The organism is Streptomyces nidicola, assembly GCF_050106155.1.
GTDB lineage: Bacteria > Actinomycetota > Actinomycetes > Streptomycetales > Streptomycetaceae > Streptomyces.
The window spans coordinates 8,103,651-8,117,720 of the sequence record NZ_JBNBPI010000001.1; the positions used below are offsets into that span (position 1 = coordinate 8,103,651).

14 protein-coding genes are annotated in these 14,070 nt (G+C 71.5%); 8 read left to right on the plus strand and 6 right to left on the minus strand.

Features of this window, described 5'->3' with window-relative positions:
* Positions 1-147 precede the first annotated feature (147 nt).
* The 4 genes from ACOKM3_RS36600 to ACOKM3_RS36615 form a co-directional block, all read right to left on the minus strand.
* Entirely contained in the window at positions 148-909 is a 762-nt protein-coding gene (locus ACOKM3_RS36600; RefSeq protein ID WP_426905554.1) for an NAD(P)/FAD-dependent oxidoreductase, read from the minus strand.
* Positions 864-1,061: a hypothetical protein gene (locus ACOKM3_RS36605; protein ID WP_426905555.1), complete on the minus strand. Its 198-nt coding sequence runs from the start codon at positions 1,059-1,061 to the stop codon at positions 864-866. Before ACOKM3_RS36605 ends, ACOKM3_RS36600 begins: the two co-directional genes overlap by 46 nt.
* A gap of 74 nt (positions 1,062-1,135) precedes the next feature.
* Positions 1,136-1,909, minus strand: coding sequence for a FadR/GntR family transcriptional regulator (locus tag ACOKM3_RS36610; RefSeq protein ID WP_426905556.1), 774 nt, complete (start codon positions 1,907-1,909; stop codon positions 1,136-1,138).
* The gene (locus ACOKM3_RS36615) at positions 1,906-3,336 is read right to left on the minus strand and encodes an amidase (protein ID WP_426905557.1); all 1,431 of its coding nucleotides are present in this window, start codon (positions 3,334-3,336) and stop codon (positions 1,906-1,908) included. The genes ACOKM3_RS36610 and ACOKM3_RS36615 overlap by 4 nt, the downstream gene beginning before the upstream one ends.
* A 122-nt stretch (positions 3,337-3,458) precedes the next feature.
* Between ACOKM3_RS36615 and ACOKM3_RS36620 the strand changes: the two genes are divergently transcribed.
* Genes ACOKM3_RS36620 through ACOKM3_RS36650 form a run of 7 tightly spaced genes read left to right on the plus strand, consistent with a single transcriptional unit; the run spans position 3,459 to position 11,003 of the window.
* On the plus strand, positions 3,459-5,009 hold the full coding sequence (locus ACOKM3_RS36620; RefSeq protein ID WP_426905558.1) for an ABC transporter substrate-binding protein: 1,551 nt from the start codon (positions 3,459-3,461) through the stop codon (positions 5,007-5,009).
* A gap of 16 nt (positions 5,010-5,025) precedes the next feature.
* Positions 5,026-5,973 (plus strand): ABC transporter permease, encoded by a 948-nt coding sequence (locus ACOKM3_RS36625; RefSeq protein ID WP_426905559.1) that lies wholly within the window; start codon positions 5,026-5,028, stop codon positions 5,971-5,973.
* Positions 5,973-6,839 (plus strand): ABC transporter permease, encoded by an 867-nt coding sequence (locus tag ACOKM3_RS36630; protein ID WP_426905560.1) that lies wholly within the window; start codon positions 5,973-5,975, stop codon positions 6,837-6,839. The genes ACOKM3_RS36625 and ACOKM3_RS36630 overlap by 1 nt, the downstream gene beginning before the upstream one ends.
* Positions 6,836-7,867, plus strand: a complete 1,032-nt coding sequence (locus ACOKM3_RS36635) for an ABC transporter ATP-binding protein (RefSeq protein ID WP_426905561.1) — start codon at positions 6,836-6,838, stop codon at positions 7,865-7,867. Before ACOKM3_RS36630 ends, ACOKM3_RS36635 begins: the two co-directional genes overlap by 4 nt.
* Positions 7,860-8,708, plus strand: coding sequence for an ATP-binding cassette domain-containing protein (locus ACOKM3_RS36640; protein ID WP_426905562.1), 849 nt, complete (start codon positions 7,860-7,862; stop codon positions 8,706-8,708). Before ACOKM3_RS36635 ends, ACOKM3_RS36640 begins: the two co-directional genes overlap by 8 nt.
* Positions 8,705-10,204 carry an aldehyde dehydrogenase family protein gene (locus ACOKM3_RS36645; RefSeq protein ID WP_426905563.1) on the plus strand — a complete coding sequence of 500 codons (1,500 nt, stop codon included), beginning with the start codon at positions 8,705-8,707 and terminating at the stop codon, positions 10,202-10,204. The genes ACOKM3_RS36640 and ACOKM3_RS36645 overlap by 4 nt, the downstream gene beginning before the upstream one ends.
* Positions 10,205-10,208: 4 nt before the next feature.
* The gene (locus tag ACOKM3_RS36650; protein WP_426905564.1) at positions 10,209-11,003 is read left to right on the plus strand and encodes an SDR family NAD(P)-dependent oxidoreductase; all 795 of its coding nucleotides are present in this window, start codon (positions 10,209-10,211) and stop codon (positions 11,001-11,003) included.
* A gap of 42 nt (positions 11,004-11,045) precedes the next feature.
* Here ACOKM3_RS36650 and ACOKM3_RS36655 read toward each other — a convergent pair whose 3' ends face one another.
* Positions 11,046-12,011: a threonine/serine dehydratase gene (locus ACOKM3_RS36655; RefSeq protein WP_426905565.1), complete on the minus strand. Its 966-nt coding sequence runs from the start codon at positions 12,009-12,011 to the stop codon at positions 11,046-11,048.
* Between the two features lie 31 nt (positions 12,012-12,042).
* Positions 12,043-12,888, minus strand: a complete 846-nt coding sequence (locus ACOKM3_RS36660; protein ID WP_426905567.1) for a helix-turn-helix transcriptional regulator — start codon at positions 12,886-12,888, stop codon at positions 12,043-12,045.
* Positions 12,889-13,008: 120 nt separating this feature from the next.
* Between ACOKM3_RS36660 and ACOKM3_RS36665 the strand changes: the two genes are divergently transcribed.
* Entirely contained in the window at positions 13,009-14,064 is a 1,056-nt protein-coding gene (locus ACOKM3_RS36665; protein WP_426905568.1) for an aldo/keto reductase, read from the plus strand.
* Positions 14,065-14,070 lie beyond the last annotated feature (6 nt).

A 14,070-nucleotide genomic window follows, 5' to 3' on the forward strand; every position in this document is an offset into this window, starting at 1 on the left:
CAGCCTCTCCTCCGTGCAGCCGGTGATCATCATTCCGTTTTCTACATTGACCACCTGCGGCAGGGAAAACACCAGCGCACCAGGGTCGTTCGGGGGTCGTTTCGCCGACGTCGGCGTGGCGGACGAATGTTTACCGACGCCGTCCCCCTATCGGGAGAACCGCTCGGGCCGAAATCCCCCGAGCAACGCGTCGCTCCGGCCGCCGACGATCTCCGAGGCGAGCAGCCGTCCGACGATCGGCCCGAGGGTGATGCCGCTGTGGGTGACGGCTTCGTAGTACCCCGGCACGGCCGTCACGCCCCCTACGGAGGGGAACCCGTCGGCCGGGATGGGCCGGTTGACGACACGAGCCCCTGCGATACGGGCGTCGCCAAGCCCAGGGACGACGCGCTGCGCGGCCGCGCGAAGCAGCCTCCCAAACTCACCCGGATCCCCGGGAACCCCGTCCGCATCGATGAGCGCGTCGACCTCCCGACTGTGCAGCACCACGGACGCGTCCCCATCGGGTCGGATCTCGATGTGCGGCGTATGCATGGCACGCCGCACCGGCACCTCGGCGCAGTCCACCCGGGCGACGGCGCCCGGCTCCCGACGCATCGGCAAGTCCCGCCCCACGAGCCCGGCGACGTGCGAGGCATCGGGCCCGGCGGCATTCACGACGGCGTCGACGTCAAGTGCCCCGCCGTCGGAGAGGCCGAGCGCCCGCACGCCACCATCCGCACCGGTACGGATGTCACGCACAGCAGAACCCGTCCGGACCTCGGCACCGGCCGCGACGGCCTCCTCGACCAGCCGCCCGACGAGCCCCCGCCCGTGCACCCACCCCTCATCGGGACGGACCCTCCCCTCGCGGCGCGTTGGGCCTACGCCGAGCCGGGTGCCCCGCGGACCTCGTCCTGGCGTACCCATCGGGCGTCGCCGTCCGATGCGGAGAACGCGGGCAGGACCTTGACCCACAGCTCGTCGCCGCGTTGCTCCCGCTCTTGCACCAGTCCGTCCACCCAACGCGCCATTCCGTAGTCGTCGCGCCCGGCACGGAACTCCACTCGTTCATCTCCCATGACGCGAGGCTAGTGCCGAACGCCGGTCCCCGGTGGGCCCGTTCACCCATTCGACCCACCGGACCGCAGGACGCTCAGCTCTCCCCGCCGTCCACGAGCGCCAGCAACGGCCCCCGTTCCTCCTCCGGCACGTACCCCGCGTAGTAGTCGTACAACGTGCGGCGTGAGATGTGGGCCGCTGCCAGGCCGTCGCGGGTGCGGATGGCTTCCAGGACCTCCTGGTGGTGGCGGAGGGAGGTGTGCATGAGTGCCTGGCGGTTGTCGGCGTGGGCGACCTTGTCGGCGATCAGGGTGAGGACGGCGCCGCGGACGACCTGGTTGGAGACCTCGATCAGCGCGTTGCGGCTGGCCCGTGCCACCACCTCGTGGAATGCCACGTCCGCCTTGCTGAACTCCTCGTAGCCCGCCTCGATGGCGTTAGACATCGACGTCACCGTCGCTTCCATCGCGGACAGTTCGTCATCCGTGCGCAGGCGTGCCGCGAGCTGGCTGGCCGAGCCGTCGAGGATCATGCGGAAGGAGATCAGCTCGGCCATCGAGATGGTGTCGAAGCGGGCGAGCCGCGTCATCTCCTTGGCCAGGCCCGCCGTGGTGAACGGCAGGATCTCCGGGCCGTGCGGATCGCCGTGACGGGAGCGGATCAGGCCGTTGCTCTCCAGGACGCGCAGCGCCTCACGCACCGTGGGCCGGCTCGCGCCGAACTGGCTGACCAACTCGCGCTCGCTGGGCAGGCGTTGGCCGGGCTTCAGGTCACCGGAGGCAATCGCCTGCTCGATCTGTTCGACGATGCGCTGGTAGAGCCGTACCGGAGCGACCTGCTGAAACCGTGCCCCCTCCGGTGGCGTCACGGAGCCTCCCCTTCGGACGCCAGCGGCGCGTCGTCCGGCCACTGGGGGACCGCCTCGGCCGGGCGGTTCCGCTCGTACCAGGAAGCGGCCCGGAGGACGCCCACGTCGTCGAAGCGGCGGCCCGAGATCTGTACGCCGATGGGCCGGCCGTCCGCCGTGAAAGCGCAGTTGACCGTCGCGGCGGGCTGGCCCGACATGTTGTATGGCGCGGTGAAGCCGATGTGCGACATCGTCTTCCCTGGTTCCATGAACGGCATCGGCTGCTCCGCCGCGAACGCCGACACGGGCGCCACCGGCGAGAGCACGACGTCGTACGGGAGCGTCGCTGCCACCGTCAGGGCCTGTATCCGCATGATCTGCTGGTAGCAGCTGAGCACCCGGGTGCCGGGCACGTCGGCCCCCTCGCGGCACCAGCCCATGATGTACGGGTGGACGCGCAGCGCCGCCTCGGGCGACAGCTTGCGCAGGTCGTTCCAGGACCGTACCCGCCAGAACAGGTCCAGGTCGTCCAGGAGTTCCTGCGTCATGAAAGGGTTCAGCGGTTCGACCGTCGCGCCTGCTGACTCGAAGACGTCCGCCGCCCGGCGCACCGCCTCCACCACCTCCGGATCGCGCGGGCCCCCGCAGCCCGCGTCCAGGTGCAGGCCGACCCGCAGCCCGCGCACATCACCGGCCGGCCGCGACCAGTCGATGTCCTGCGGTGGCAGGCTCGTCCAGTCGCGAGGGTCGGGCTTGCTCAGCACTCGCATGAGCAGGGACAGGTCCCCGACCGTGCGTGCCATGGGTCCCGCCACCCGCCCCAAGTACGGCGTGTCCAGCGGGACTCGGCCGTCGCTCGGCTTGAGGGTGGCCAGGCCCAGCCACGTACCCGGAAGCCGGATCGAGCCGCCGATGTCCGAGCCGACGTGCAGCGGCCCGTACCCGCCCGCGGCCGCCGCCCCCGCCCCGGAACTCGAACCGCCCGTCGTCCAGGCCGGGTTCCAGGGGCTGCGGGTGATGCCGTGTCGGCTGGACACGCCGGAGGAGAGCATGCCCCAGTCCGGCATCACGGTCGAGCCGAGCACCAACCCGCCCGATTCCAGGACCCGTTCGGTGATCGGCGCGTCCCGCTCGGGGACGACCGGCTCCACCCCCGCGTTGCCCGAAGGCATCGGAACGCCTCTGCGGGCGATGTTCTCCTTGAGCGTCACCGGCACACCGTCGATCGGGCCCAGCGGCTCCCCGGCCGCCCAGCGCGCCTCGCTCGCCTCCGCCGCCTTGCGGGACTCGGCGGGATCCCGCACCCAGAACGCGTTCAGCACACCTTCGCGCGCCTCGATCACCGACTGCACGGCGTCGTGCACCTCGACCGGTGACACCGAGCGATCGGCGAAGCGGGCGGTCATCTCGACGGCGGACATGGTGGCCAGGTTCCGTTCGGTGAACATCCGCACCCTCTCCTTCAGACCTGTGGACAGGTCCCGCCCTCTTGACAGGTACTCCCTCAGTCGTCACGGTACCTGTCAAGTGAGCTTACTGGTCAGGCCAGTTACGGCGGAAGGTGTCGTGCATGAGCAAGGACCGACGATTCGGGCGCCACGCCCGGACGGCCGCCTCCGCGCTGGCCTGCTGTCTCCTGCTCCTGGCCACGGCCTGCTCCGCCGGATCGACGGCCGCCGGCTCCCGCCCCGAGGGCCCCGGCGACTCCCTCGCCATCGGCGTCACCGCCGAACCCGCCAACCTCGACTTCACGAAGACGGACGGCGCCGCCATCCCCCAGGCGCTGCTCTACAACGTCTACGAGAACCTGGTGAAGCTCGACCAGCACGGCAAGATCCGGCCCTCGCTCGCGAGGTCGTGGGAGCTGTCGAAGGACCGCAGGACGTACACCTTCCACCTCACCAAGAACGCGAAGTTCAGCAACGGCGCGCCGTTCACCGCCGAGGACGCCAAGTTCTCCATCGAGCGCGTCGTCCCCAAGTGGACCGTGGCGCTGAAGGCCCAGATGGGCGTCGTGGACCGCGTACGGGCCGTCGCCGCCGACGAGTTGAAGGTGACACTGAAGCGGCCCAGCAACGACTGGCTGTACCGGATGACCACCCGCACGGGCGCGATGTTCAGCCGCACCGGCGTCGGCAAGCTGGCCACCGACCCCGTCGGCACCGGACCGTACGAGCTGAAGAGATGGAACCGCGGCGACTCCCTCACGCTCGCCCGCCGCCCGGACTACTGGGGCCCTGCGCCGCACTTCGACACGGTCACCCTCAAGTACTTCAAGGACCCGACGGCGATGAACAACGCGCTGCTCACGGGCACCATCGACGTCATCGGCGCGATGCAGTCACCGGACTCCCTCTACCGCTTCGAGAACAACCCCAAGTACCGCGTCATCGAGGGCTCGACGAACGGCGAGGTGATGCTCTCGCTGAACAACGGGTCAGGGCCGATGAAGAGCAGGAAGGCCAGGCAGGCCGTCCGCCACGCCATCGACCACAAGGCCCTCGTCGACACCTGCTGGGGCGGGCGTGGCAAGCTCATCGGGAGCATGGTGCCGCCGACCGACCCCTGGTACCAGGACCTCACCGACCTGTACCCGTACGACCGGGACAAGGCGCGCAGGCTCCTCAAGGAGTCGGGTGAGGCCGGGCGCACACTACGGCTGCGGATTCCGACGCTGCCGTACGCCGCCGCCTGCGGCACCGTCGTCAAGAGCCAGCTCGAACAGGCCGGATTCAAGGTCGAGTTGAGCCAGCTGGAGTTCCCCGCGGCCTGGCTGTCGACGGTGTTCAAGAACGCCGACTACGACATGACGATCATGTCCCATGTCGAACCCCGCGACATGCCCGCCGTGTTCGGCGACAAGAACTACTACACCCGCTACGACAACCCCGCGTTCCGCGCGCTGTTGGCGAAGGCGGACACCGGCAGCCAGAAGGAGCAGATCTCCGCGATGCGCGAAGCCGCCCGCACGCTCTCGAAGGACGCCGCCGCCGACTGGCTGTTCCTGCTGCCGAACCTGATGGTGGCGGACGCGGACATCACGGGCCTGCCGGTCAACAGCGTCACCGAATCCCTGGACCTCACCGGCCTCAGCCGGTCCGGCCGGACCGACGGGTCCTGAAAGGCGGCCTGAGCCGATGATCGTCCGTCTGGTGCAGCGGATCGCGATCCTGCTGGCGAGCCTGTTCGTGAGCTCCGTCGTGGTGTTCGCGTTCATGGCGGTGCTGCCGGGTGACCCCGCGCGCGTCGCCCTCGGGACCGGCGCGTCCGACTCCGCGGTGGACCGACTGCGCGAGCAGTTCGGCCTCGACCGCTCCCTCCTCGACCAGTACCTGGGCTGGCTGCACGACCTGGTCACCTTCGACCTCGGCGACTCGTACATCTCGCACACGCCGATCGGTCCGCAGCTCGCCGACCGGCTCCTGGTCACCCTCTGGCTGGTGGGCACCGGCATGGTGATCGCCGTCATCGTGGCGGTGCCGCTGGGCACGCTGATGGCGGTCCGGCACCGCAAACCGTCGGGGCTCGTCCTGTCGGCGCTGTCCCAAGTGGGCGTCGCCGTACCGGCGTTCCTCGCGGGCATCCTGATGATCACCGTGTTCGCGGTGGGGCTCGGCTGGTTGCCGGCGAACGGCTGGACACCACCGGCCGACGATCCGGTGCTCTTCGTCAAACAGCTGCTGATGCCCGCGCTGTCACTGGGGTTGGTACAGGCCGCTGTCCTCACCCGCTACGTCCGCAGCTCCGTGCTCGACGTGCTGCGCGAGGACTATCTGCGCACCGCCCGCGCCAAGGGGCTGCGCCCGATGAAGGCGCTGGTGCGGCACGGGCTGCGCAACGCGTCCGTGCCCGTGGTCACCGTCCTGGCGCTGCAACTTGCGACGCTCCTCGTGGGCGCCGTCGTGATAGAGCGGGTCTTCGTGATCCCCGGCCTCGGCAGCCTGCTGCTCGACAGCGTCGCAGGCCGGGACCTCATCGTCGTCCAGGACGTCGTCATGATCATCGCGGCGGCGGTGCTGCTCGTGAACTTCCTCGTCGACCTGGCCTATCTGCTGATCGATCCTCGACTCAGGGTGCGTGGGTGATGGCTTCAACTCCCTTGACCGCGGCGGTGTCCGCGACCGCCCGGCGCCGCAGGCCGCTGCCCGGCTCCCTCCTCGTCGGCGGGACCGTCGTCGCGCTCGTGGTCGTCGTCGCGCTGCTGTCCTTCCTCTGGACGCCGCACGACCCGACGCTCGTGGACCCCGCCGTGCGGATGCAGGATCCGTCCGCCGAGTACTGGTTCGGCACCGACAAGTTCGGCCGCGACGTGTTCAGCCAGATCATGATCGGCTCGCGGACGACGCTCTACGTAGGGCTGGTCGCGGTCGGTGTCGCCGCGCTCATCGGTGTCCCGCTGGGCATCCTCGCCGGGATGGGCTCGCGCTGGTCCGGCGAACTCCTCATGCGCGGAAACGACCTGATCCTCGCGTTCCCCGCCCTGCTGCTCGCCATCATGTTCGCCGCCGTCTACGGCGCGGGCACCGGCGTCGCCATGGTCGCCATCGGTATCGCCTCCATCCCCGGCTTCGCCCGCCTGATCCGCGGCGGCACCCTCCAGGTGATGGGCACGGAGTACGTGATGGCGGCCCGCGCGGCCGGGCGCAGGCCGCTCGCCATCGCGCTGCGGCACGTACTGCCCAACGTCAGCAGCCTGATCATCGTGCAGGCCTCGGTCGGCTTCGCCATCGCCGTGCTCGCCGAGGCCGCGTTGTCCTTCCTCGGCTTCGGCACCCCGCCGCCCACCCCGTCCTGGGGCCGAATGCTCCAGGAGAGCCAGGAACTGCTCGGCACGGCACCCCGGCTCGCCGTCTTCCCCGGCCTCGCGATCGCGGTGGCCGTCCTCGGATTCAACCTGCTCGGCGACGGGCTGCGCGACCGCTTCGACCCAAAGGTGGAGGACCGCCGATGACCGCCGCTGCCGAGACCGACGACGTACTGAGAGTCCGCGGGCTCGACGTGACCACCGGTGACGGCCGGCCGCTCGTCGAGGACGTCGACTTCACCATCCGCCCCGGTGAACGCGTCGGCCTCATCGGCGAGTCCGGCTCCGGCAAGTCACTGACCTCGCTGAGCCTCATGGGCCTGCTCCCCGAAGGGCTGACCGCCACCGGGTCGGTGCGGCTCGCCGGAGTCGACCACGAGCTGGTCGGCGCGGACGAGGCGCGGATGTCCCGCGTACGGGGCAAGGACATCGCCATGGTGTTCCAGGAGCCCATGACCGCCCTGAACCCCACGATGCGCATCGGCCTCCAGATCGCCGAAGTGCTCCTCGTCCACCGCACGCGGCCCGACCGCGCCTCCGCCCACGCCGCCGCCGTCGAACTCCTCGACCAGGTGGGCCTGCCCGACCCGGCGGCCGCCGCGCGCGCCTACCCGCACCAGTTCTCCGGCGGCCAGCGCCAGCGCGTCGTCCTCGCCATCGCACTCGCCAACGACCCCGCCCTGCTGGTCTGCGACGAACCGACCACCGCGCTCGACGTCACCGTGCAGGCGCGCGTCCTCGACCTGATCGTGCGCGGGGTGAAGGAGCGTGGTTCGGCGCTCCTGTTCATCACGCACGACCTGGCCGTGGTCGCCACCGCCTGCGAACGCGTCATGGTCATGTACGGCGGCCGGGTCGTCGAATCCGGTCCCGTACGGGAGGTGTTCACGCGCCCGAGACACCGCTACACCCAGGGGCTGATCGGGGCGTCCGACCTGACGGCAGTCGACGAGCGCGGCCGGCTCGCCACCATCGGCGGCTCGGTGCCGCCCGCGGGCGCCTTCCCCGCCGGATGCGTCTTCCGCAACCGGTGCACGGCGGCCACGGAGCAGTGCGCGACCCGCCCCGAGTGGACCTCGACGGGCCCCGACTCCGGATACGCGTGCTTCCACCCGGTGCCGACGGAGCACGCGGACGCACACACCACCGAACACCAGGAGGCCGGCCGTGGCTGAGCAACAGACACGCGGCGACGCCCTCCGCGTCACCGACGTCACCCGCGACTACCACCGGCCGCGCGCCTCCCTGCGCACCCCCGCACCTCCCGTGCACGCGCTGCGCGGCGTCAGCTTCTCCGTGCCGCACGGCGGGCGCTTCGGCATCGTGGGGGAGTCGGGGTGCGGCAAGTCGACGCTGCTGCGCATCCTCGCGGGGCTCGACAAGCCGACGAGCGGCACGGTCGAGATCGACGGACGGGACATCACCCGGCTCCGGGAACGACAGCTCCGCTTCGTCCGCGAGCGCCTCCAGCTCGTCTTCCAGGACCCGATGAGCTCGCTCGACCCGCGGATGAAGGTGGGCGACATCGTTGCGGAGCCACTCGTCGCGCAGGGCATCGGGAACCGCAAGGAGCGGGTGGCCGAACTCCTCGAATCGGTGGGCCTGGGCGCGGATGCCGCGCGGCGCTACCCGCACCAGTTCTCCGGCGGCCAGCGCCAGCGCGTCTCCATCGCCCGCGCCCTGGCCCCGCGCCCGGGCATCATCGTGGCGGACGAGCCGGTCAGTGCCCTGGACGTGTCCGTGCGCGCCCAGGTCCTCAACCTCATCGCCGACCTCGTCGACGAGCTGGACCTCACCCTCGTCTTCGTCTCCCACGACCTGTCCGTCGTGCGGCACGTGTGTGACCGCGTCGCCGTCATGCGGGCGGGCGAGATCGTGGAGAGCGGGCCGACCGAGGAGGTCTACGAGAACCCTCAGCACCCGTACACCCGCAGGCTGATCGCCGCCGTGCCCACGCTGGAGAAGGCGCTGGCAGGAGTGACGGCGGCCGACCTCAACCAGGAGCACCCCGCGTGAACGCACACCCCGAACCGGCGGCGACAGCAGGCCCGTTGAAGCCGGAGTTCCCCGAGGGCCTGCCCGTCGGGGACACCTGGCTGCCGGCCCCCGCGAGCGACGACGTGCGCTTCCCGTACGACGGGTCGGTCATCGGCCGCGCGCCCGTCGGCGACACCGCGCTGGCCCGGCGGGCGCTGGACGAGGCGGTCGCGGTCCGCACCCGGGTCGGCGCGCTCCCTTCGCACGTCCGCAGCTCGGCCCTCCAGGCGACGCACGACGCGATCGCCGCCCGCCGCGCCGACTTCGAGCGCCTCCTCGTCCTGGAAACGGGAAAGCCCCTGGTCGACTGCCGGGTGGAGGTGGACCGCACGCTCCTGACGCTGCGCACGTCCGCCGAGGAGGTGGCCCGGCTGCACGGCGAGACGGTGCCGCTCGACCTGCTGCCCTCGGGCGAGGGACTGCTCGGCTTCTGGACCCGCAAGCCGATCGGCGTCGTGGTCGGCATCGCCGGCTTCAACTACCCGCTGCTCCTCGCCGCGCACAAGCTCGCGCCCTCCGTCGCGGCCGGCTGCCCGGTCATCGCCAAGCCCGCCCCGCAGACTCCGCTGGCCACGCTGTGGCTCGTGCACCTGCTGCGTGAGGCCTTGCACGAGGCCGGGGCGCCGCGGGCTGCGGTGCAACTGGTCACCGGAGGCCCCGAGGTGGGCGAGACGCTCACCACGGACCGCCGGATCGGCGCGGTCTCCTTCACCGGCTCCGCGGCCGTCGGCCACCGCATCGCCAAGGACGCGGCCCCCACCAAGACGCTCCTCGAACTCGGCTCCAACGCCGCCCTGTTGGTGGCCGCAGACGCCGACCTCGACGCGGCGGCGGACGCCGTCGTGCGCGGCGGCTACTACGCGTCCGGGCAGGCCTGCATCAGTGTGCAGCGGGTCATCGTGGAGGCGGCGGTGCGCGAGGAGTTCGTGGCGCTCCTGAAGCAACGCATCCCGGGGATCGCGACGGGCGACCCGCGCGACCCCGAGACACGTGTGTCGGCCCTGATCGACGAGGGCTCGACGAACCGCGTCCGTACGTGGGTCGAGGAAGCGGTGAAGGAGGGCGCGACCCTCGCGGTCGGCGGTGGGGCGACGGGCGGGGTGCTGGAGCCCACGCTCCTGCTCGACCCGGACCCCGACCTCGCCGTCTGGAGCGAGGAGATCTTCGGCCCAGTGGTGTGCCTGCGCCCGGTCCCGGACATGGACGCGGCGTTCGCCCTGGTCAACGACTCGCGCTACGGACTCCACGCCAGCGTCTACACCGCGTCCCTGGAGACCGCGTTCGCCGCGGTGGACCGACTTGAGGCGGGCGGCGTGGTCGTCAACGAAGTCCCCGGCTTCCGGTCCGACACCATGCCGTACGGCGGCGTGAAGGACTCGGGGGCGGGCCGCGAGGGGCCGCGGTTCGCGATCGACGAACTGACGGTGACCCGCATGGCAGTGATCCGCCCGAGCACGACGAAGAAGGACCGGTGACACGGTGACGACGCAGGAACCGACACAACCCACGGACTACGCGGGCCTGTTCCGCCTCGACGGGCGCAAGGCGGTCGTGGTGGGCGGGGGCGGCGGCATCGGCCGGGAGAGCGCCCTGGCGCTGGCCGCGCACGGCGCGCAGGTGGTGTGCGCGGACCGCGACCTCAAGGCCGCCGAGGAGACGGCGTCGATGGGCACGGGCATGTCGGCGTACGCCCTGGACGTCCTGGACACCGACGCGGTGACGCACGCGGCTGAGGACCTCGACCCGATCGACATCCTCGTCTTTACCGCCGCGACGAACGTCCGCAAGCGCCTCCTCGACTACACGTCGGAGGAGTTCGACCGGGTCGTGTCGCTCAACCTGCGCGCATCCTTCGACCTGGTGAGGGCGTTCGGCCGCGGCATGGCGGAGCGCGGCCGGGGCAGCATCGTCGGCTTCAGCTCGATCCGCGCGGTGACGGTGGAGCCGGGCCAGGGCGTGTACGCGGCGACCAAGGCGGGCCTCGTCCAGCTCGCGCGCACGGCGGCGGCCGAACTGGGCCCGTCCGGTGTGCGCGTGAACACCATCGCGCCGGGCGTCGTGTCGACCCCGCTGACCGCGCAGATCCGCGCGGTCCCGGAGTGGTCCGACGCGTACGCCTCCAAGAGCGCCCTGGGCCGCTGGTCCCGCCCCGACGAACTGGCGGGCGCGGTCGTCTACTTGGCCTCCGACGCCTCGTCCTTCGTGACGGGCAGTCAGCTCTTCGTGGACGGCGGCTGGACGGCTGTCGACGGCCGGTACACCCCACCGAGCTGACCCGGCCCGGCCCGCTTCGGCACGACCGGGCGCGGTGTCCCGTCAGTGAGTGGGCGCGACCTCACCCGTCAGGTCCGACGGGTCCGTGTTCGCCCCGCACAGCAGCACGGCGACCCGCTCGCCCGGCGCGGGCCGGTACGTGCCCGAGAACAGGGCCGCCGCGGCCGCCGCCGTGCCGTGCTCGACGACGACCCGGTACCGGTCCCAGACCGCGCGGCGTGCCCGGACGATGGCCTCGTCGGTCACGAGGACCGACTCGACCCCCGCGGCACGGGCGGCCGCGAAGGCGATGTCGCCGACCCGGCTCGCGCCGAGCGAATCCGCGGCGACGCCCGACACGGGCACGGTCACCGGCCCGTCCGCGGCGAGCGCCGCGTGCAGCGTCGGCGCGCTCGTGGGCTCGACGGCGACGACCCTGGCCCGACCCGCGAGCGCGGTGGCCACCCCCGCCATGAGCCCGCCGCCACCGACGGCCACCAGCACCGTGTCCAGCTCGCCCGCGGTCTGCTCCCACAGTTCGGGGCCGATCGTGCCCTGCCCCGCGCACACCGCGGGCTGGTCGTAGGCGTGACAGAACAGGGCGCCGGAATCGGCGGCCCGCTTGGTCGCCGCCTCGTAGGCGTCGTTGTACTTCACGCCGACCCGCACCACGTCCGCGCCCAGCTCGCGCAGCCTGGCCACCTTCACCGCGGGCGCCGTCTCGGGCACGAACACCTGGGCGCGGGTGCCCAGTTCGGCGGCGGCGTACGCGAAGGCGAGCCCCGCGTTGCCGCCGGAAGCGGCGACCACCCCGGCATCGGTCAACAGGCCCCGGTCCGCCGCGGTGAGCAGATGGTTGAAGGCGCCGCGGGCCTTGAACGAGCCGGTGTGCTGCAACAGTTCGAGCTTGAGCCAGGCCCGCCCGGCCGTCGGCGCGAGCTCCTGCGGAGCCACCTCCATGAGCGGGGTGCGCCGCACGCGCCCGCCGATGCGCCGGGCCGCCGACTCGACGTCTTCCAGAGTGATCAAAACGTGCCTTTCTGCGAATGCCTGTGGATGTCTACGGAGCCGTGGTCCGTGCGGACAGCCGGTCCAGTGCCGACCGGCTGTCCTCGTCCGCCGCGCGGAAGATCAACAGGCGCTGATCCGGGTCCTGCACGGGCATGAGCACCTCGAACCGCACCGTGATCACACCCACGTCAGGATGCCGTACCGCCTTGTCCCCCCGACCATTGACCTGGATGTCCCGCTCGGCCCACAGCCGCGCGAACGTCTCGTCCCCGTCGAGGAACTCGGCGATGAGATCGCTCAGCGCCCGGTCCTCCGGATGCGCGGCCCACGCGGAGCGCAGGTGCGCGACCCCCTCCCGCAGAACGCGCTCCCGGTCGACGTAGAACTCGCGGATCCGCGGATGCATCAGGCACAGCCACATCGCGTTGCGGCGCGCCGGCGGCAGGGTGTCGAAGTCCAGGAGCAGGTCCGCCATTTCGCGGTTCCAGGCCAGGATGTCGAACCGGTGGTTCATCAGCATCGCCGGCAGCGGCGACAGATCGGTGACCAGGCGGGCCAGGGACGGCGCCGCGGTCGCGGACGGCTCGGTGGCGGTGCGGGGGCGCTGCCGGGCCAGGTCGAAGAGGTAGGCCCGTTCGACGGGGGACAGGCGCAGCGCGCCGGCGAGCGCCTCCACGACGTCCGCGGAGGGGCGCAGTCCGCGGGCCTGTTCGAGGCGCACGACGTAGTCGACGCTGACCCCGGCCAGCTCGGCGACCTCCTCGCGGCGCAGCCCCGGAGTCCGGCGGGTCCCGCGCCGCGGCGGCAGGCCGAGCGCGCGCGGATCCAGCCGCTCGCGCCGGGCACGCAGGAAGGCGGCCAGCTCCTGCGCGGTGTCCACGGTGTGCGTCGTCATGGTCGTTGCAACAACGAGGGTGGGACCGGCGTTCCCAGGATCGGCCCTCCCTTATGCATGTCCCGCGTCGGACAGAACCTGGTTCCCGTCAGTAGCACGCGAACACAGGAGAACCACACGATGTCCCTCACCCTCGACACCTACCGGCTGCTGGGCCGCTCCGGCCTCCGGGTGTCCCCGCTGGCCCTCGGCACCGCGACCTTCGGCACCGAATGGGGCTGGGGCGCCGAGCGGGACGAGGCGCGCAAACTGTTCGACCTGTACGTCGAGCGCGGCGGCAACTTCGTCGACACCGCCGACACGTACACCAACGGCAGCTCCGAGCGCCTGCTGGGCGCCTTCGCCCGCGACCGGCGCGACAGCCTCGTACTGGCGACGAAGTACACGACGCTGCGCACGCCCGGCGACCCGAACTCGGGCGGCGGCCACCGCAAGAACCTGTTCGCCGCGGTGGAGGCGAGCCTGCGCCGGCTCGACACGGACCGCATCGACGTGCTCTACCTCCACGTATGGGACGACACGACGCCCGTCGAGGAGACCCTGCGCGCCCTGGACGACCTGGTCCGGCAGGGCAAGATCCTTTACGTGGCGATCTGCAACGCCCCGGCCTGGCAGGTGGCGCGCATGCAGACCATCGCAGAGCTGCGCGGCTGGTCGCCGCTGGTCGCGCTCCAGATCGAGTACAACCTGATCGAGCGCGGCGGGGAGCGCGACCTGATCCCCATGGCACGCGAACTCGGTCTCGGGGTGATCCCCTACTCGCCCCTCGGCGGCGGAGTGCTCACCGGCAAGTACGGCCGCGACGACCTCCGTCCGTCGGAGGCCGACGGCACCCGCAGGAACTTCAACCTCGCGCTGGGCACGCTCACCGAACGCAATCTCGCCATCGCCGACGCGGTACGGGAGGTCGCCGCCGACCTCGGCCGCACACCCGCCCAGATCGCCCTCGCCTGGACGCTGCGGAACCCGGGCGTGACGGCACCGATCATCGGCGCCCGCACCCCCGAGCAGTTGAAGGACAATCTGGGCGCTCTGGAGGTCGACCTCACCGACGCCCACCTGTCGCGCCTCGACGAGGCGAGCGCCATCGAACTCGGCTACCCGCACGACATGCTCGCGAGCGGGCACATCCGGACGGTCACGAGAGGAGACCTCAAGTTCGACCGGCAGGACTGAGACGGT

Coding starts and splice junctions, on each gene's coding strand:
- ACOKM3_RS36600 (WP_426905554.1), bottom strand. CDS start 909: ATGGGTACGCCAGGACGAGGTCCGCGGGGCACCCGGCTCGGCGTAGGC.
- ACOKM3_RS36605 (WP_426905555.1), bottom strand. CDS start 1,061: ATGGGAGATGAACGAGTGGAGTTCCGTGCCGGGCGCGACGACTACGGA.
- ACOKM3_RS36615 (WP_426905557.1), bottom strand. CDS start 3,336: ATGTTCACCGAACGGAACCTGGCCACCATGTCCGCCGTCGAGATGACC.
- ACOKM3_RS36620 (WP_426905558.1), top strand. CDS start 3,459: ATGAGCAAGGACCGACGATTCGGGCGCCACGCCCGGACGGCCGCCTCC.
- ACOKM3_RS36625 (WP_426905559.1), top strand. CDS start 5,026: ATGATCGTCCGTCTGGTGCAGCGGATCGCGATCCTGCTGGCGAGCCTG.
- ACOKM3_RS36630 (WP_426905560.1), top strand. CDS start 5,973: ATGGCTTCAACTCCCTTGACCGCGGCGGTGTCCGCGACCGCCCGGCGC.
- ACOKM3_RS36635 (WP_426905561.1), top strand. CDS start 6,836: ATGACCGCCGCTGCCGAGACCGACGACGTACTGAGAGTCCGCGGGCTC.
- ACOKM3_RS36660 (WP_426905567.1), bottom strand. CDS start 12,888: ATGACGACGCACACCGTGGACACCGCGCAGGAGCTGGCCGCCTTCCTG.
- ACOKM3_RS36665 (WP_426905568.1), top strand. CDS start 13,009: ATGTCCCTCACCCTCGACACCTACCGGCTGCTGGGCCGCTCCGGCCTC.